Annotated in this window: 18 protein-coding genes; 8 read left to right on the top strand and 10 right to left on the bottom strand. The window is 69.2% G+C overall.

Annotation, left to right across the window (positions count from 1 at the left end):
- The first annotated feature begins 10 nt into the window (after positions 1 to 10).
- The 3 genes from OX958_RS19020 to OX958_RS19010 are packed head-to-tail and all read left to right on the top strand — an operon-like array spanning position 11 to position 2,930.
- A complete protein-coding gene (locus OX958_RS19020; protein ID WP_270130176.1) occupies positions 11 to 694 on the top strand; it encodes a metal-dependent transcriptional regulator in 684 nt (227 codons plus the stop codon).
- Positions 694 to 1,746 (top strand): multicopper oxidase domain-containing protein, encoded by a 1,053-nt coding sequence (locus OX958_RS19015; protein WP_270130174.1) that lies wholly within the window; start codon positions 694 to 696, stop codon positions 1,744 to 1,746. The genes OX958_RS19020 and OX958_RS19015 overlap by 1 nt, the downstream gene beginning before the upstream one ends.
- Positions 1,743 to 2,930, top strand: a complete 1,188-nt coding sequence (locus OX958_RS19010) for a ZIP family metal transporter (RefSeq protein WP_270130172.1) — start codon at positions 1,743 to 1,745, stop codon at positions 2,928 to 2,930. The genes OX958_RS19015 and OX958_RS19010 overlap by 4 nt, the downstream gene beginning before the upstream one ends.
- A 3-nt stretch (positions 2,931 to 2,933) precedes the next feature.
- On the opposite strand, the gene OX958_RS19005 is transcribed toward OX958_RS19010, so the two are convergent.
- The 4 genes from OX958_RS19005 to OX958_RS18990 all read right to left on the bottom strand — a co-directional run bounded on the left by OX958_RS19005 (position 2,934) and on the right by OX958_RS18990 (position 5,402).
- Positions 2,934 to 3,527: a vitamin K epoxide reductase family protein gene (locus OX958_RS19005; RefSeq protein WP_270130170.1), complete on the bottom strand. Its 594-nt coding sequence runs from the start codon at positions 3,525 to 3,527 to the stop codon at positions 2,934 to 2,936.
- Positions 3,511 to 4,179 carry a DsbA family protein gene (locus tag OX958_RS19000; protein ID WP_270130168.1) on the bottom strand — a complete coding sequence of 223 codons (669 nt, stop codon included), beginning with the start codon at positions 4,177 to 4,179 and terminating at the stop codon, positions 3,511 to 3,513. The genes OX958_RS19005 and OX958_RS19000 overlap by 17 nt, the downstream gene beginning before the upstream one ends.
- A gap of 92 nt (positions 4,180 to 4,271) precedes the next feature.
- Positions 4,272 to 4,718, bottom strand: coding sequence for a hypothetical protein (locus tag OX958_RS18995; protein WP_270130166.1), 447 nt, complete (start codon positions 4,716 to 4,718; stop codon positions 4,272 to 4,274).
- Between the two features lie 84 nt (positions 4,719 to 4,802).
- Entirely contained in the window at positions 4,803 to 5,402 is a 600-nt protein-coding gene (locus OX958_RS18990; RefSeq protein WP_270130164.1) for a DUF6642 family protein, read from the bottom strand.
- Between the two features lie 236 nt (positions 5,403 to 5,638).
- Between OX958_RS18990 and rox the strand changes: the two genes are divergently transcribed.
- Positions 5,639 to 7,069, top strand: a complete 1,431-nt coding sequence (gene rox, locus OX958_RS18985) for a rifampin monooxygenase (protein ID WP_270130161.1) — start codon at positions 5,639 to 5,641, stop codon at positions 7,067 to 7,069.
- On the opposite strand, the gene OX958_RS18980 is transcribed toward rox, so the two are convergent.
- Genes OX958_RS18980 through OX958_RS18970 form a run of 3 tightly spaced genes read right to left on the bottom strand, consistent with a single transcriptional unit; the run spans position 7,066 to position 9,712 of the window.
- Entirely contained in the window at positions 7,066 to 7,647 is a 582-nt protein-coding gene (locus tag OX958_RS18980) for a GerMN domain-containing protein (RefSeq protein ID WP_270130159.1), read from the bottom strand. The two genes, rox and OX958_RS18980, sit on opposite strands and share 4 nt — an antisense overlap.
- On the bottom strand, positions 7,644 to 9,014 hold the full coding sequence (locus OX958_RS18975; RefSeq protein ID WP_270130158.1) for a HAMP domain-containing sensor histidine kinase: 1,371 nt from the start codon (positions 9,012 to 9,014) through the stop codon (positions 7,644 to 7,646). The genes OX958_RS18980 and OX958_RS18975 overlap by 4 nt, the downstream gene beginning before the upstream one ends.
- A complete protein-coding gene (locus OX958_RS18970; protein ID WP_270130156.1) occupies positions 9,011 to 9,712 on the bottom strand; it encodes a response regulator transcription factor in 702 nt (233 codons plus the stop codon). Before OX958_RS18970 ends, OX958_RS18975 begins: the two co-directional genes overlap by 4 nt.
- Before the next feature lie 196 nt (positions 9,713 to 9,908).
- Between OX958_RS18970 and OX958_RS18965 the strand changes: the two genes are divergently transcribed.
- Complete coding sequence (locus OX958_RS18965) at positions 9,909 to 10,223, top strand: STAS domain-containing protein (protein ID WP_270130155.1); 315 nt, start codon at positions 9,909 to 9,911, stop codon at positions 10,221 to 10,223.
- Positions 10,220 to 10,675: a hypothetical protein gene (locus OX958_RS18960; protein ID WP_270130154.1), complete on the top strand. Its 456-nt coding sequence runs from the start codon at positions 10,220 to 10,222 to the stop codon at positions 10,673 to 10,675. The genes OX958_RS18965 and OX958_RS18960 overlap by 4 nt, the downstream gene beginning before the upstream one ends.
- Before the next feature lie 11 nt (positions 10,676 to 10,686).
- On the opposite strand, the gene OX958_RS18955 is transcribed toward OX958_RS18960, so the two are convergent.
- The 3 genes from OX958_RS18955 to OX958_RS18945 form a co-directional block, all read right to left on the bottom strand.
- Positions 10,687 to 12,816, bottom strand: coding sequence for a DEAD/DEAH box helicase (locus OX958_RS18955; protein WP_270130153.1), 2,130 nt, complete (start codon positions 12,814 to 12,816; stop codon positions 10,687 to 10,689).
- Positions 12,817 to 13,186: 370 nt separating this feature from the next.
- Positions 13,187 to 13,951: a hypothetical protein gene (locus OX958_RS18950; RefSeq protein ID WP_270130152.1), complete on the bottom strand. Its 765-nt coding sequence runs from the start codon at positions 13,949 to 13,951 to the stop codon at positions 13,187 to 13,189.
- A gap of 3 nt (positions 13,952 to 13,954) precedes the next feature.
- On the bottom strand, positions 13,955 to 14,566 hold the full coding sequence (locus OX958_RS18945) for a papain-like cysteine protease family protein (RefSeq protein ID WP_270130151.1): 612 nt from the start codon (positions 14,564 to 14,566) through the stop codon (positions 13,955 to 13,957).
- Between the two features lie 193 nt (positions 14,567 to 14,759).
- Between OX958_RS18945 and OX958_RS18940 the strand changes: the two genes are divergently transcribed.
- Positions 14,760 to 15,656, top strand: coding sequence for a hypothetical protein (locus tag OX958_RS18940; RefSeq protein ID WP_270130150.1), 897 nt, complete (start codon positions 14,760 to 14,762; stop codon positions 15,654 to 15,656).
- Entirely contained in the window at positions 15,647 to 16,741 is a 1,095-nt protein-coding gene (locus OX958_RS18935) for a DNA glycosylase AlkZ-like family protein (RefSeq protein ID WP_270130148.1), read from the top strand. The genes OX958_RS18940 and OX958_RS18935 overlap by 10 nt, the downstream gene beginning before the upstream one ends.
- The last annotated feature ends 33 nt before the right edge of the window (positions 16,742 to 16,774 follow it).

Raw genomic sequence — 16,774 nt, 5'->3', positions numbered from 1 at the left:
TGTTGAGGCTGTGCCTTCCCAAACTGCCGTGTGCTGCGAGATCTCTCATACCGAGGCGGTCGAGGACTGCCTGCGGACGATCTTCAAGCTGGCCGGGCGGAAGGTGCCGGTGACGACTTCGGGGCTGGCCGAGCAGTTGAGGGTCGCGCCGCCGACGGTCTCCGCGATGCTGAAGCGGCTGGAGGCCGGTGAGCTGCTGACCAGGTCGGCGCATGAGATCCGGCTGACCGGCCACGGGGAGCGGCATGCTCGTGGGGTGACTCGACGGCATCGGCTGGTCGAGACGTTCCTGGTCGAGGTGCTGGGGCTCAACTGGGACGAGGTGCACGAGGAGGCCGACATCCTGGAGCACGCGCTGAGTGAGCGGCTCGAGGACCGGATCGATGCCTACCTCGGACATCCGACGCACGATCCGCACGGCGACCCGATCCCGCCGCGCAAGGGACGGCACGTGGAGTCGTGGGCAGCGCCGTTGAGCGGGGCGACGGCCGGGAGCCGGTTCCGGGTCGAGCGGGTTGCCGATGACGACAGCGCGGCGTTGCGGTATCTCGCGGAGCGGGGCATCACGCCCGGTGTCGTCCTCGAGGTGATGGAGCGGGAGCCGTTCGGCGGGCCGTTGTGGGTGAAGGCCGGGGCCGAGCGGTACGCGCTGCCGCCGCTGCTGACGGATCTCGTGCACGGAGGGGCGGTCTGATGGGCGCCTCCCGCAGAGGGTTCCTGCTGGGTGGCGCGGGAGTCGCTCTCGGCGCGATCCCCGGAGCGGCGTACGCCGACCCGGCGCAGCAGAATCGGCAGGCTGACCCGGCGCCGAACCATCCCGGCACGGCGCACGGCAACCACGGCGCGCACGGTGGAGGCGTCAACGGCCCGACCTTCCGCGGCGGGCCGGTCGACCACGCGGCGAACGGGTTCAATCCCACCGAGATCCTCCGCAGCTTCGACTACGGCAAGACCTCCGAGCTGCCTGACGGGCGCACCCTGCGGGAGTGGGAGATCTACGCGATCGACCGTGAGATCGAGGTCGCGCCGGGAGTCCGGTTCCCGGCCTGGACCTTCAACGGCAGCGTCCCCGGCCCGACCCTGCGCTGCCGGGCCGGTGACCGGCTGCGGATCAAGTTCGTCAACGGCTCCGAGCATCCGCACACGATGCACTTCCACGGCATCCACCCGGCCGAGATGGACGGCGTACCGGGGATCGGCCGCGGCGTGATCGAGCCGGGCGGCGAGTTCGTCTACGAGTTCGACGCCGAGCCGTTCGGGATCCACCTCTACCACTGCCACGTCGGGCCGCTGGCCGAGCACATCGCCCGTGGGCTGTACGGAACCTTCGTCATCGATCCGCCCCAGGACCGGCCGAAGGCGGACGAGCTGGTGATGGTGATGAACGGCTACAACACCAACTTCGATGCCCAGGGCAATCAGCTGTACGCCGTGAACGGCATCCCGTTCCACTACCTGCACGAACCGGTCCGGGTACGGCGGGGTGAGCTGGTGCGGATCTACCTGGCGAACATCCTGGAGTACGACCCGATCAACAGCTTCCACCTGCACGGCAACTTCTTCGACTACTTCCCGACCGGTACGCGGCTGGAGTCCTCGGAGTACACCGACACCGTCGTCCAGGCCCAGGGCCAGCGGGGGATCTGCGAGCTGCGGTTCCCGCACCTGGGCAAGTACATGTTCCACGCGCACAAGAGCGAGTTCGCCGACCTCGGCTGGATGGGCTTCTTCGAGGTGATCGAGTGAGCACCGCCGGCCTTCGCGGCCGGATGCCGGTCACGGCCGTCGCGATCGTCGTCGTGGTCCTGGTGGCGCTCGGGCTGGCCGCGCTCGCGCTGCTCGGCAACCGCAGTCTGCCGGAGCGGACCGGACCACCGGTCGAGGAACTCGCGGTCGAACGGGTCACGCTCTCGCCGGGCATCATCGAGCTGACGCTGCGCAACACCGGCCCGGACCCGGTGCAGGTCGCGCAGATCGCGGTGAACGACGCGTACGCCGGATTCACGGGTGCCGAGCAGCCGTTGGGGCGACTCGGCAAGGAGATCGTCCGCATCGACTACCCGTGGGCCGAAGGCCAGCCGTACACGCTGGCGATGCTGACCTCGACCGGCGCCGTGATCGAGCACGAGATTCCGGCTGCCGTCGAGTCGCCCAAGGCCGGCAAGAACCTGCTCGGCCTGATGGCGTTGCTCGGCACCTATGTCGGCGTCATCCCGGTGGTGCTGGGCATGATCTTCCTGCCGGTACTGCGAAGGGTCCGGCTGCGGGTGATCCGCGGCCTGATGGCCTTGACGGTGGGGCTGCTCGCGTTTCTCGCCATCGACGCGGCCATCGAAGGGCTCGAACTCGCCGCCGTGTCGGGTGGTGCCTTCGGCGGACCGCTCCTGGTGATCCTCGGCGCCGGCCTCGCCTTCCTGGCCCTGACGGCGGTCGACCGCTACCTCAAGAGCCGGGAGTCCCGGCATCCTCTCGCCGAGCCGGACGGTGGCCGGCTCGCCCTGATGATTGCCATCGGCATCGGGTTGCACAACCTCGGCGAAGGCCTGGCGATCGGATCGGCGTACGCCGTCGGTGAGCTGGCGCTGGGCGCCGCGCTGGTGGTCGGCTTCGCGTTGCACAACACGACCGAGGGACTGGCCATCGTCGCGCCGCTCGCGAGCCGGTCACCGTCGCTGGTCCGGTTGCTCGGTCTCGGGTTGCTGGCCGGGGGACCGGCGATCGCCGGCGCGGCGATCGGCGCCTCCGTCAACGATGCCGCGCTCGCGTCGGCGCTGTTCGGGGTCGGGGTGGGCGCCATCGCTCAGGTGATCGTCCAGCTGGCACCGAGCCTCCGCTCGGCCACCGGGAAGCTGCTTGATCCAACGGTGGCCGGCGGGGTGGCGGCGGGGCTGCTGGTCATGTATGCGACCGGGTTGCTCGTCGCCGCCTGACCTTCACAGGAGGGTGCGCCAGTACGACCAGAACTGCTCGCCGATCGCAGTGAGCAGGATGACGAACCAGACGGTGAGTACGACGCCGTGGTACCGGGCCGCGGCCTTCAGGTCGAAGTTGCGCAACGTCACGTACCAGAAGATCGGGATGGTGACGGCCCAGACGACCATGCAGTACGGGCACAGCGCGCCGATGCGGTAGAGGCTCTGGAAGATCAGCCAGTGCACGAAGACGACACCGAAGGTGACGCCCGCCTGCAGGCCCAGCCAGAACCAGCGGCGGAAGCCGGCGCCGGCCAGCAGTGCGGCGCCGATGACCGCGACCATCGCGAACCCGGCGATCCCGAGAAGCGGGTTGGGGAAACCGAACACCTCCGCCTGTGGCTTCGTCATCACCGTGCCGCAGGACAGCACCGGGTTGATGCTGCAGGACGGCACATAGCTGGGATCGCGCAGAACGGCGATCTTCTCGACCGTCAGTACGGCGGCCGCGAGCGATCCCACGATCCCGCCGACGAGCAGCAACCACGGGAACAACCGTGGGATCGGGCCGGACGGCACGCCGTCCGGCCCGCCGGCGTTACTCGAGCGCGGCATCGATGCTCGCCTTGAGATCGTCCACGGACCTGGGCTGGAGCTTCTCCCCGTTGACGAAGAACGTCGGCGTACCGGTCACGCCGAGCGCCTCACCGTCGGCGGCGTCCTTCTTGACCCGTTCGAGGGTGGCCGGGTCGTTGTAGGCCTGGTCGAAGGCAACCAGGTCGAGGCCGAGACCCTTGGCGAGCTCGCGGAACCGCGCGTCGGCCGGTACCTGCTTCTCGCCCCACTCGGTCTGCGTCTCGTACATCCGCTGGTACATCTGCTCGAACTTGCCCTGCTTCGCCGCGGCCTCGACCGCCCGGGCGGCGCGCTCGGAGTTGAAGTGCGACTGGATCGGGAAGTAGCGGACGACGAAGGTGACCCGGTCGCCGTACTGCTTGCGGAGCTCCTCGACGGCGGGGAACGCCGCGCGGCAGGACTCGCACTCGAAGTCGAGGAACTCGACGAAGGTCACTTTGTTGTCGGGGGCAACGTTGAGTTTGTGGCTGTCGGGCCGGACCAGGCGTTCCTGGCGCTCGGAACCGGTGGTGGTGCCGGCGGCCGGGGTGGCGTCGCCGTCGGAGCCGCCGCCGTTGAGGGCGAGCAGTGCGATCAGCACGACGGCGAAAGCGGCCGCGATGCCGATGGAGATACGGGTGTTGAGAGTCATCAAAAACTCACTTCGTGGTCGAAGGTGATGGGTGGCAGGCATGCCGGAGAAACCTCTCGCGAGGTGAGGTGAAACCGCAGGCGAGGGTCGGCTTAAATGCGCAGAATGCCGTGCTTGACCGGCGACAGAATTCGCCGGCCGCCGGAACTGCCCGCGGCGGCCGCGTGCATCGCGATACAGCGCGGAGAGATCTGCCGCTTGGCACTGATCAGCCGGCCGGCCGCCCACCCGAGGAGCAGCAGCGTGCCGGAGGAAAGGAACGCCGCGCAGGTCTCCTGGCAGTGATCCGGCGGCGCGATCGGCGCGGCGACCACCACCTCAGCCAGGTCCAGCACCCAGGTTGCAGGCGCGCTGAGCACCTCGGCACCGTCGTCCAGGACGACGACCTGCTGAACGGTCGGCCCGTCACGCAGGACCGGAGCCGGCCCACGATCGAGCGTGACCCCGTGCCCGGCGATCACCGAGATGACCCCGAGCACTCCCACCACGAACAGGGCGCGCGAAAGCACCGAGTCCAGGAGTCCCCGACCGAGCTTCATCCCCCACAGGCTACCCAGACCACCAACCCACCACCGAACCAGTGGGGCGGGAAACAAGCTGGAAAAGAACTGAAGAAACAAAGATCAGAAGTTCTCGGTGGTGCTTGCGGTAGGTGCCTGGCTGCGAACCATGACAAAACCTAGACGTTCGGCAAAGGCAGCGTGAGTCCTCTTGAGATACTTCTCCGCATCGCTGGGACGCGCGTACCAGGTCAAAGCCTCGAACAGAAGCAGTTCGAAAGCCAGACCTTCGAACCAGTCGATGTCCTTGGTGAATCCGGTGAGCGCGTTGACGCCGAGCGCCTTGCGGAGTTCCTGTTGCTCCGGTTGATCGAGGTCGAGAACCGAACACGAGCCGAAATGGAGCGCCTTCTTCGCGAGGGCGGCCTTCGGAAGTTGCCCGCCGAGTTGATGGAGATCGACTGTTCTTCGTCCGATGTGTACGGCGCCCGGACTGCCATGCAGGGCGACGTACCCGATGTTGAAACCGCTGTGCTGCTTCTGGCCCCATTGCTTGAGGCTCTGCGCCAAGTCGTCCGGGTCGTTGATGTGTCGTTTGGCATGGTGTGCGCGGCGATTGTCCTGCAGCGCCGACAGCACTGGGTCGACCGAGCGTACGTCGCGCACGGATGCTGACCAACTGCCTTCCATCACCCACAAGCCTGGCTTTCTGCGTCCTGCCATCGAGCCACTCCCTCCCGCAGCACGTGAGTACGCGCCGGCGCCGAGCGCTCATTGTGGCGGGTGTCTGAGCTCGTCAGCGGAAGGCTCGCGCGGCCCGGGAAAACAGCGAAGGCAAGGAGAAGGATCTCCTTGCCTCTTCCAAGTTATAGCTCAGGGGTGGGCTTGCCGCAAGGGGCGGGTGGTGCTGCAGAATCCTCGGTCGTTGGCCTAAAACGAAGACGAAAGCCGGGGGATTCATGTACGACGTGGTGGTTGCCGGAGCTGGGCCGACCGGGTTGATGCTGGCCGGGGAACTGCGGTTGCACGGGATGCGGGTGCTCGTGCTGGACCGCGATCCCGAGCCGACGCCGATCGTCAGGTCGCTCGGGCTGCATGCGCGCACGATCGAGGTGCTGGACCAGCGCGGGTTGCTGGAGCGGTTCCTTGCCATCGGCAAGGAGTATCCGCTGGGGGGCTTCTTCGCCGGGATCGCGAAGCCGCAGCCGCCGGGGCTGGACACGGCGCATGCCTACGTCCTGAGCATCCTGCAGCCGGAGACCGATCGGCTGCTGGCCGAGCACGCGGTCGAGGCCGGCGCGGAGATCAGGCGTGGGCGTGAGGTGGTCGGGCTGCGTCAGGACGACGACGGCGTCACGGTCGAGCTGGCGGATGGCGCGGAGGTGCGGTCGCGGTACCTGGTGGGGGCCGACGGTGGTCGCAGTACGGTGCGGCGGCTGGCCGGGATCTCGTTCCCGGGCGAGCCGAGTACGTCGGAGGCGCTGCTGGGGGAGATGGAGCTGACCGAGGACCCGGAGGTGGTGACCGCCGTGATGACCGAGGTTCGCAAGACCCAGTTGATGTTCGGCGCGGGGCCGGTCGGCGAGGGGAGGTACCGGATCGTCGTACCGGCTGGTGGGCTGGCCGGTGACCGGTCGGTTCCGCCGACGCTGGAGGAGTTCAAGGAGCAGCTTCGGGTGACGGCGGGCACGGATTTCGGGGTGCATTCACCACGCTGGCTGTCCCGTTTCGGTGACTCCACCCGGCTGGCCGAGCAGTACCGGGCAGGACGGGTGCTGCTGGCCGGTGACGCGGCGCACGTCCACCCGCCGCTCGGTGGGCAAGGGCTCAATCTGGGGGTGCAAGACGCCTTCAACCTCGGCTGGAAGCTGGCTGCCGAGATCAACGGCTGGGCGCCGGACGGACTGCTGGACAGCTACCACACCGAACGCCACCCGGTCGCTGCCGATGTGCTGACCAACACCCGGGCTCAGGGGTTGCTGATGTCCACCGAGCCAGGACCTCAGGCGGTACGCCGGTTGATGATCGAGCTGATGGACCTCGACGAGGTGAACCGGTTCCTGACCGAGAAGATCATCGCGATCGGTCTTCGCTACGACTTCGGCGAAGGCCCTGAGCTGCTCGGCAGACGACTGAAGGACGTCGAACTCACCAAGAGCCGGCTGTACGAGCTGATGCACGCGGGACGCGGACTGCTGCTCGACCAGACCGGCGGGAAGTTGTCGGTGCAAGGTTGGGCCGACCGGGTCGACCACGTGGTCGACACCAGCGAAGAGCTCGACGCCCCGGCCCTCCTGATCCGCCCGGACGGGCACGTCGCGTGGCTCGGCGACGACCAGCAGGACCTCGACAGCCACCTGACCGAGTGGTTCGGCACGACCGCAGGCTAGCCCGTCTGCAGCGGAGCGTAGTCCTTGGCCGTGAGGGGCTTGGTGGTCAGCGCGCCGTCGGCCAGCAGGGTCTCGACCGGTACGCCGTCGCGCCAGAAGACGATCTCGTCGATCGCGCGCAGGGTGGTGAAGGACAGGACGATCTGACCGACGGCCAGGACGTTGTCGGTGGCGGAGCGGCCGTCGGTCTCGCCGGTGAGTTCGAGGACCGCGCGCTTGCCCTGCACCTCGACTACGGACAGTTGGAGGCCGGCCGGGATCGCGGAGCTGAGGCCGGCGGCCTGTTCGTTGTCGGTCGGGCCGGCCAGCAGGTTCAGTACGACGGTGTTCAGCTGGTCGGTCAGCGCGGGGCTCGGCGCCTCTCTCGTCAGACTCACCAAGCGGTCCTCGCGGACGAAGTAGATCGGAACGAGCAACTGGGCGGGCGGCGCTGTCGTGGTCGCGCTCGGGGAGTTGCCTGGGGTACCGAGCCTGCTGGGCACTGCCTCCGGCTCGATCGGCGAGGCCTGGTCCTGCATGGGGACGCCGCATCCGGTCAGCAGCACCAGTACCGCGAGAAGGCAACTACCCGCTCTCATCGGTCCACCTCCGCCACCGGCAGCCGGACGACGAAACGCGCACCGTCGTCCGGCGAGTTCGTGCACCACACCGAGCCGCCGTGCACCGTAGCCGTTTCGGCGACCAGCGCGAGTCCCAGGCCCGTCCCCGACGACGATCCGCGTTTCGTCGGCCCGGTGGCGAAGCGCTCGAAGACCCGGTCGCGCTGGGGCCCGGGGATACCGCTGCCCGAGTCGTCGACGAACACCAGTACCTCCGTCTCGGCCCGGGCGACGCTGACGGCGGTGAGCCCGCCGCCGTGCCGCTCGGCGTTCTCGAACAGATTCCGGAACAGCCGGCTGAGCCGCGACTTGTCCGCCAGTACGACGACGCCGCCGGGCATCGTCAGAACTGACGGGTCGTGCTCCACCTCGCTGAGCACCTGCCGCAGCAGACCGCCCAGCTCGACCTGTTCGGTCGGGCGGCTGTCGAGACCCGCGTCGGCCCTGGCGAGTTCGAGCAGATCGTCGAGCAGCCGGCGAAAACGCTGCAGGTCCGCGGTGACCAGATCCAGCGCCCGGCGAGAACGCTCCGGCAGTTCGTCCCGGCGCGCGTTCAGCAGGTCGACCGAACCGACCAGCGTCGTCAACGGCGACCGCAGCTCGTGGCTCACGTCGGCGGCCAGCCGCGCATCGCGGTTGATCCGTTGCTGCAGGGTGTCGACCATGCTGTTGAAGGAGCCGACGATGGTCGCGAGCTCGGGGTCGTCGGTCGCGGGAAGGCGGGTGTCCAGGTCGCCGCCGGCGATGCTCGCGGCGGTCGACGCGACCCGGTTGAGCGGTGTCACGACGGACCGGCTGGCCCACCGGCCGAGAAAGGCGCCGGCGGCCGTGGCCAGCAGCGCGCCGCCGATCAGGATCCCGCTCAGCAACCGCAGGATCCCGTCGAGTTCCTTCAACGGCGCGATCTCGTAGAACTCCGCTTCGATCGCCGGCATCGGTACGCCGACGGCCAGCGCCGGCCCCTCAGCTGACCTGAACCGCTGGCTCACCGCCTGCTGAGCGGCGGTCTTCGATTTCACGTCGGCAGGTAGCGCGTCCTGTCCCTGGTCGAGAGCCGACGCGTACCACTGACCACGCCAGCGCAGGATGATCGTGTGGCCAGGCGGAGTGCCGGCCGCGGTCAGTACGGCGGACACGTCGGCACCGGCACTCTCCAGCCGGCGCTGGACGAACGCGGTGTCGGCAAAGGCCTGATGGCGCACCACTCGTTCGCGCTGAGCGAGCAGGTAGCCGCGGGCCAGCAGATAGGTGCTGGCCGCGAAGACCGTCGAAACCAGCAGCGCCATCAGGGCGAACGCCAGCACCAGGCGATGCCGCAGGCCCGGCGTACGCAGCGATTTGATCACCGAGGATCCAGCCGGTAGCCCATCCCTCTGACCGTGGTCACGATCTGCGGATGACCCGGGTCCCGCTCGATCTTCGTCCGCAGCCGCCGGATGTGCACATCGACGATGCGCTCGTCACCGTAGTAGCCGTGCTCCCAGACCGACGCCAGCAAGGCGGCCCGGCTGAGCACCCGGCCGGCCGGCTGCGCCAGCTCGGCGAGCAGCCTGTACTCCGTCACGGTCAGCGGCACGTCCTTGCCGTCCAGGACCGCCGCGCCGCGTGAGGTCGACAGCACGAGCGGCCGACGGGGATCCGAGTCGAGCACGATGTCGGGCTCGACCACCTCGCTGCCCGTGCGCAGCCGTCGCCGCAGCGCGCGCAGCCGGGCGGTGATCTCCTTCACCTGGAACGGCTTGGTGACATAGTCGTCCGCGCCCGCCTCCAGGCCGGCGACGATGTCATGGGTGTCGGAGCGGGCGCTGACGATGACGATCGGCAGATCGCTCAGCCGGCGGACCTCGCGGATACAGGTGTAGCCGTCGACCTCACCGAGCATCAGGTCGACCAGCATCAGGTCGGGCATCTCCGCCCGGACCTGGTCGAGCGCGGACGCCGTGTCGGCCGCTTCGGCGACCTGGTAGCCCTCGTCCTCGAGAGCGAGGCGCAGTACGGCCCGGATGCGATCGTCGTCCTCGACGACCAGGACCTGTGGCGGCATCGTCCCATCGTCGCAACTCCGCGCCGCCGCGGGACGACCGGGGGAGGCGATGTCACCTGATCGTAAAGATCGGTCCGCCGCCGCGGTGCCGGCCGGCCCCGGAGTCACACGATCGTCAAGTGGCGACCCGACCGATCGCAACCTCGATCGGCCAGAGTTGGAGCATCAACCGAACTGACCGGGGGAGGCGCCTGGAATGCAGGACACCAGGGGAGGACCACTGCTGCCGAAGGCCATCGTCGCGTTGTCGGAATCCGACCTCGACGACGGCGTGGCCGCGCTCGGCTGGCGGCTGCGCGGGCTGGTGATGGACGGTGCCAGCCTGGTCGTCATCGACGTCTCCGAGCTCAGCCACATCTCGTCGACCCTGCTCGCCGAACTGCTCGAGACCCACCGGGTCTGCCGCCGCCGCGGTGGCGGGATCGTCATCCGGCACGCGAACCGCAAGATGGCCGACGTCCTGCACCGCACAGGTCTGGACCGCGTCTTCGACGTGGAGGTGGCGGCGTGAGGCGTGGCCGGCCGACGGATTGCGGGCCGCGCTCGCCGTTGACCCGGCGCTGCCTGCGCAGTGACGGCACACTCGCGACCCGCCGGTCGGCGGCCCGCGGTACAGGCCCGCTGGTCTACGTCGACGTGACGATCGTGGAGTTCGCGCAGCACACGGCGTACCTCGATCCCCGGGCCGGCACGGGCTACCTGGTGACGCCCGGGCCCGCGGCAGGGGTGGCCGGTGAGGACGACTGGCTCCACGCCCTCGACCACCTGGAGCAGCTCGGCTGGGAGTTGCTCCGGGACGAGGAGGGCAGGATCGAGGAGGCGGGCTGGACGACCGGCGGGCTGCTCGCCGTGTGCCTGTACGGGTCGGAGCCGCCGACGATCGAGCCCACCTTGGAGAACCTCCGCCGTTCGCTCGCTGCCCTCGGCCTGGCGGCCGACCTGGAGCAGCGAGCGTCGAACTAGGCCGACGGGAACTAAGCCGACAGGGCGTTGGTGAGCAGCGTGACCAGCGCTTCGAGCTGAAGGTCGGCGGACGAGGTCACTTCCTCGTCGGAGCCGTCCAGGGCCCGGGCCGCCAGGCCGGCCTTGGCGTCGATCAGGTCGGCGATCCGGGTGTCGATGGTCTGGGCGGCGATGATCCGCCAGGCCGTGACGGGCTCTTCCTGGCCGATCCGGTGCACCCGGTCGATGGCCTGGGTCTGCTCGGCGTTGGTCCAGGACAGCTCGGCCAGCACGACGTTCGAGGAGACCTGCAGGTTGAGGCCGACGCCCGCGGTCAGCAGCGAGCAGACCGCGATGGAGACCTCGGGATCGTTGACGAAGGCGTCGATGTTGGTCTGCCGCTTCTTCGGCGTCTGGTCGCCGCGGATCGAGGCGTACTTGATCCCGCGCTCGGCGAACAGCGCCTCGGCGGTGTCCATCACCTCGATGTGACGGGCGAAGAAGACCACCTTGCCGACGTTGTGCGCCAGCTGCGCGGCGTAGTCGGCGGCCAGGCCCGCCTTCGCCTCACCGATCCGGCGGACCAGGCTGAAGATGTTGTCGCCGGACTTCGCCTTGGCCTGCTCGGTCCGCTCCCAGCCCGCGACCGCCCGGACCAGGTCGTGGTCGATGCCCTCGACCGTGACGCCGGAGGTGCGGGTGGTGAGAGCGGTCTGGTAGCGCTTGACCAGCCGGTCGGCCAGTTCGCGCTCGGCGGCGCGGATCGAGCGGCCGACCGCGCCGTCCAGCTCGACCGGCAGGTCGGCGATCCGGCGGGCCGGGATGTCGGCGGCGACGTCGACCTTGCGCCGGCGGACGATGCCCATGTCGATCACGCAGGCCCGGGCCGCCGCGTAGAAACCGGGGTCGGCCGGGGTCAGGTCGGTGTCGTCGAGCTTGGCCATCAGCTCGGCCCGGGGGGCCTTCTCGTCGATCCAGCCGAGGTACTGCCAGATCGCCCGGAAGTCGTCGATGTCGTTGATCAGCGGCGTACCGGTCAGCGCCATCAGCAGCGGACGGACGGTCCGCGACTGGATCCGCTCGGCCAGCTGCAGGACGTTGCGGGAGCGCTGGGACTTCTTGTTCTTGATGAAGTGCGCCTCGTCGACCACCATGCCGCGCATGCCCAGTTCGCCGAGCCAGCCGACGTGCCGGTCGAGCACCTCGTAGTTGACGATCACGATGTCGGCGAAACCGTCGATCGTGTCGCCGTCGCCCTGGATCACGGTCGCGACCCGCTTCGGCGTCCAGATCCCCGCCTCGCGGGCCCAGTTCGTCTTCACGACGCTCGGAACCACGACCAGCAGCGGGTAGGCGTTCGCCGCCTGCGCGGCGAGGAGAGCCTGAGCCGTCTTGCCGAGACCCGGCTCGTCGGCCAGCAGGAAGGTCCGGTGCCCGTCAGCGGCAGCCGCGACCAGCTCCGCCTGGTGCGGCATCAGCTCCTGGCCGCCGGGCAACTGCAGCGCGGAAGGCTCGGGAAGCGTCTTGCTCGACGACGCGGTGGCGAACTCGAAGGACTTGAGCAGCGGGCCGATCAGCTCCCAGCCGGACAGGCGGCGGGCCTGCGGCTGACGGGGGATCGACGCGGCGGCGCTGAAATCGGGAGCAAGGAACGGATTGGCCAGTTGCCGGGAGACGACCGACTGAGGCACCACCTGGCGCGGCGGCGCGGCGGCCGGCGTCGGCGGCTCGAACACCGCGGGCTCGACCTCGGGCGGCTCCTCACCGGCAGCGCGCTGCATCTCACGCTTCAGCAGGGTGGCAGCCTCGGAGACCACGGCGTCCTCGGCGAGCAGCGCGAGCAGGGACGGCTCGAGCGCGGCGCTCTTGGCAAGGATCGTCGCCAGTCCGTCGAGCCGGCGCAACTGGGTGGTGCGGTAGGCCTCGGTGGCCTTGGCGTCGCCGTTGACCCGGGCCCGCTCCTCGCGCACCAGCAGCGCGACCACCTGGAACTTGGTCCGCACCGAAGGCTGCACGCTGGACCGCTCGACCGCGGCCTCGATCTCGCGGACGGCACGGGCCAGAACGGGGATCAACCCCTCGGCATCGCGGGCAGGACGCCGCTTCCGGGGAGCAGCAGCGGTACGCCGAGCGTCGGGCTGACGCTGGCCTCGTCGGGCCAAACTTTCCTCCTCAGGACTGCCACGGCGAGCTTGCCATGGCGGTACGGCGGCACCGCACGCCCTCGTGCGGACGGCACGACCTCGCAGGAAGTGGTCCGGGCCGGCCGATCTGCGGGCGGCTCGGGCGCACCGCTCCTGGAGCGGTCGAGATGAGTCCGGCGGAGCCGGCCACCGGGGTGGAACCGACCATCGACGGTCGATGCCAGTCGGCAGGCGCTGCCGTCACGAGGTGATCGGCGGCGCGAGAAGCGTCGCCGATGTTTGGTGCTGTCCCAATCGTAGCCGCAGGGAGGTCCGCTGGATATTTCAGGTCACCGAAAAGTTCGGCCGGGTCCGGGGGAGGGGTACCCCGGACCCGGCCGAACCGGCTTCAGTTGGCGCGCCTGCGGCGGGTGAGGAGGACGACGGCGGCAAGAGCCGTCGTGAGCGCCGCACCGCCGGCCAGCACCAGGCCAGTGTCCGGACCGGTGCTGGTTCTGGTCACGGTGGCGGACTCGTTGTAGCCACCGGCCGTGCCGTTCTTCGCGTACGCGCTGTCGGCCTGCTTGTCCGCGTAGCGGCTGCTGACCTGCTGCCGGTACGCCGCCAGGCTGACCGGGTTGCTACCGACGGCCTTGGTCGCTTCCGGGTTGAGGGCTCGCAGGGTGCTGCCGTTGACGGCGTACCAGGCGCCGATCTGCGGCTCGGTCAGCAGCTTCCCGCCGCGGGCGGCTGCTGCCATCGTCGCTTCGGTGTTACCGGTGGCGACGTTGACAGGGTGCCAGGCGCCGGCTTGGTCGGGTGCGGTGAAGACGGTCAGCTTGGTGCTGCCCTTGGTGGCCGGAGTCGCGACGTACCAGAGGGTGCCGACGTCACCGGACCCGGTGCGGACGAAGTCGGCGCTCAGCGCGTAGACCGGGATAGTGGCCTGCTGGACGGCGAGCTTGGAGGTCGCTGAACTCTTCGCGGAACCGGTGCTGTGGGACTGGGCAGCTTTGTTCAGCAGCTTGGTGGCTTCGGCCGAGTGGGCAGCGTTGGCGGCCGCCGCGAGGTCGGGGCCAGAAGCGGCGGTGGCGGTGGCGGTGACCGAGAAGGCGAGGAAGGTGCCGACCAGGCCGGCCGCGGTACGCAGTACCAGGTGCTTCACGGGGATCATGGCTCAGGCTCCGATCCGGTAGAGCGAGTGCGTCCAGGCGAACTGCGTGTTGTTGCGGTACCAGTTGTAGGTCGAGTAGTTGTACCGGGGATCGCTGCCCCACGGGTTGTAGTACTCGATCGACGAGTCGGCCGAGTCGTAGCCGATGATGTCCATCATGTGACCGCCGCCGGCCTTCCAGCCGATCCGGGTCATCACCGGGCGGTTGGCGTTGATCTCGGTGACGAGGGTGCTGAAGCTCAGGGTGCCGTTGACGTAGCTGCCCGGGGTGATCCCGATGGCGCGGAACGCCCGCTGGTCGTTGGCCAGAGTGGCCTGGTCGTTCGGGCAGGCGGCGTTCTGGCTGTAGCCGAAGGCCAGGTTGCAGAACTGGTTCTGCGAGTAGTTCTTGCCGTAGTACCGGGCGATGCTGTTGCCGGTGGCGGCCCAGCACCAGTTCGACTTCTCCTGTGCCTGGCCGGTGAGGTTCAGGTAGCGGCTGGCGGCGACAGCCGACGCGGTGGGGGCGACCGGAGCGGCGGCGGAGGCGACGGGCGCGAGCGGCAGCAGCGCTGCCAGACCCACGATCGTTGCCGCGAGCCACGACCTGGTGCGGGGAGTACTGACCCTCCTCATAGGGGGCCTCCTTCACTGGGGCGGTGAGGGCACTCATCGTGATCACTCGGCCACCGGCGGACAAGGTGTGATTCCGGCCTCGCCGGGGCGGTGTGAACAGCCGGCCCGAGGTGAACGGCAGCGGGTCGCTGCCTGCTCGGCCGGGTTGTGAACGTTTACACTGACGCAAACCTGCCTCGGCCCGGGAGCGGAGATGACGCAAGCGCGGACCCACGTTCCCGGCGTCGGCCCGGAAGCGCCGTTCGCGGACGCGCTCCGAGCCGCGATCGCGAACCGTGGGCTGGCGCTCAACCGGATTCAGGCCCGTCTTGCCGACCAAGGACTGCACGTCGGTGTCGCCACCCTCAGCACGTGGCAGAGCGGCAGCCGCCATCCGCGCGCGGGTTCACTGGCAGTGGTGACCGCACTCGAGGACCTGTTGGACCTCCCGGCCGGCTGGCTCGCCGTCCGGATCCCGCCGGCCGTCGAGGCCACCACCCGCCCGTACGCCGTGGTCGATAACGCGCCGACGCTGATCCGCCTGCTCGACGAGGTACGCCGCGACGCCCATGGCCGGATGCGCAGCATCACCGTGGTCGAGGAGCTGGTGATCGGCGCTGACCGCAGCCCGTCCACCAAGCGGGTGATCCAGGCGCTGGTCGCGGTCAAGGAGGTGGACCGCCAGATCGTCGTCCATCAGGGCGAGCCGGGGTCGGATCCGGCGCGGATCGTGCCCCGGGGGCTGGCCGGTTGCCGGACCGGGCGGGTGGCCCGTGATCCGGAGGCCGGTGCGGTGCTCGGCGAGTTGTTGCTCGATCGCACCCTGATGATCGGCGACACGACCGTGGTGCAGTACGAGATCGTCGATCTGAACGGCATCCCGTCGACGCACTACTATCGCTTCCACGAGTGGGCCGGCACGCACCACGTGCTGGAGATCCAGTTCGACCGGGCGGCGCTCCCGGTCCGGGTGAGCGAGTTCCGCCGGCATCACACGGCGGGGCCGGACTTCCTGCGCCGCGAACTGATGATGACGCCGGACGGCCGGGTGCACGTCGTCGTACCGGCGGTGGATCGCGGTGTCGTCGGCATCGATTGGGAGTGGGACTAGTGGTACTGCAGCTGACCAGGCAGCAGGCGCGACGGATCGCCGTACGGGCTCAGTTGCTGACCGCTGACCGGCCGGCGGACCTGGTGACGATGGTCCACGATCTGACCTTGCTGCAGGTCGATCCGACCGCGGCGGTCGCGCCGAACGCCGACCTGGTGGCCTGGAGCCGGCTGGGCGCGGTCTACGAGCCGGCCCGGCTGCGGCAGGCCCTGGAGATCGACCGGACGCTGTTCGAGCACAACGCGCTGATCCGTCCGGCCAGCGACGTCGGGCTGTACCTCGCCGGAGCCGCGGACTGGCCGGAGTGGGAGCGGATGCGGGAGTGGCTGCGGAAGAACGAAACTTTCCGGCGCGACGTCCTCGAACTGCTCGGCGAGCGAGGTCCGCTGACCTCGCGGGAGATTCCCGACACGTCTGTCGTGCCGTGGGCCTCGACCGGCTGGACCAACGACCGCAACGTCACGCAGCTGCTGGAGTGCCTGATGTCGCGCGGCGAGGTCGCGATCTCCGGCCGGATCGGCCGGGAGCGGAAATGGGATCTCGCCGAGCGGGTGTATCCGGCCGACCTGGTGGTCCCGACCGTCGAGGAGGCGACCCGGCGGAAGAACGAGCGGCGCCTGCGGTCGCTGGGGATCGCGCGGGCGAAGGGTACGGCGGTGCCGGTCGAGCCCTGGATCGTCGGGTTCGTCGGTGAGCCGGCCGAGGTCGAAGGCACCAAGGGAGAGTGGCGGGTGGATCCCGCCGCGCTCGAAACCGACGACTTCGCCGGCCGTACTGCGCTGCTGTCACCCTTCGACCGGCTGGTTCACAACCGTGGCCGGGCGGAAGAGCTGTTCGGCTTCGAGTACACGCTGGAGATGTACAAGCCGGCCGCGAAACGCCGCTGGGGATACTTCGCGCTGCCGGTCCTGCACGGCGATCAACTGGTCGGCAAGGTCGATGCGACAGCTGACCGGAAGGCCTCCGTGCTGCGGGTGAACGCTGTCCACGAGGACGTCGCGTTCAGTCGCCGGATCAGCAAGGACGTCCAGAGCGAACTGGAGAGTCTGGCGGAGTGGCTCGGCATGACCGATCTCCAGCACTGACCGCGGCACAGAACTCGTCACTCGGCCGCATGG

The organism is Kribbella sp. CA-293567 (genome assembly GCF_027627575.1).
Taxonomy (GTDB): domain Bacteria; phylum Actinomycetota; class Actinomycetes; order Propionibacteriales; family Kribbellaceae; genus Kribbella.
Note: the sequence above shows the minus strand (reverse complement) of the source record. Positions and strands in the feature narration are given on the sequence as shown.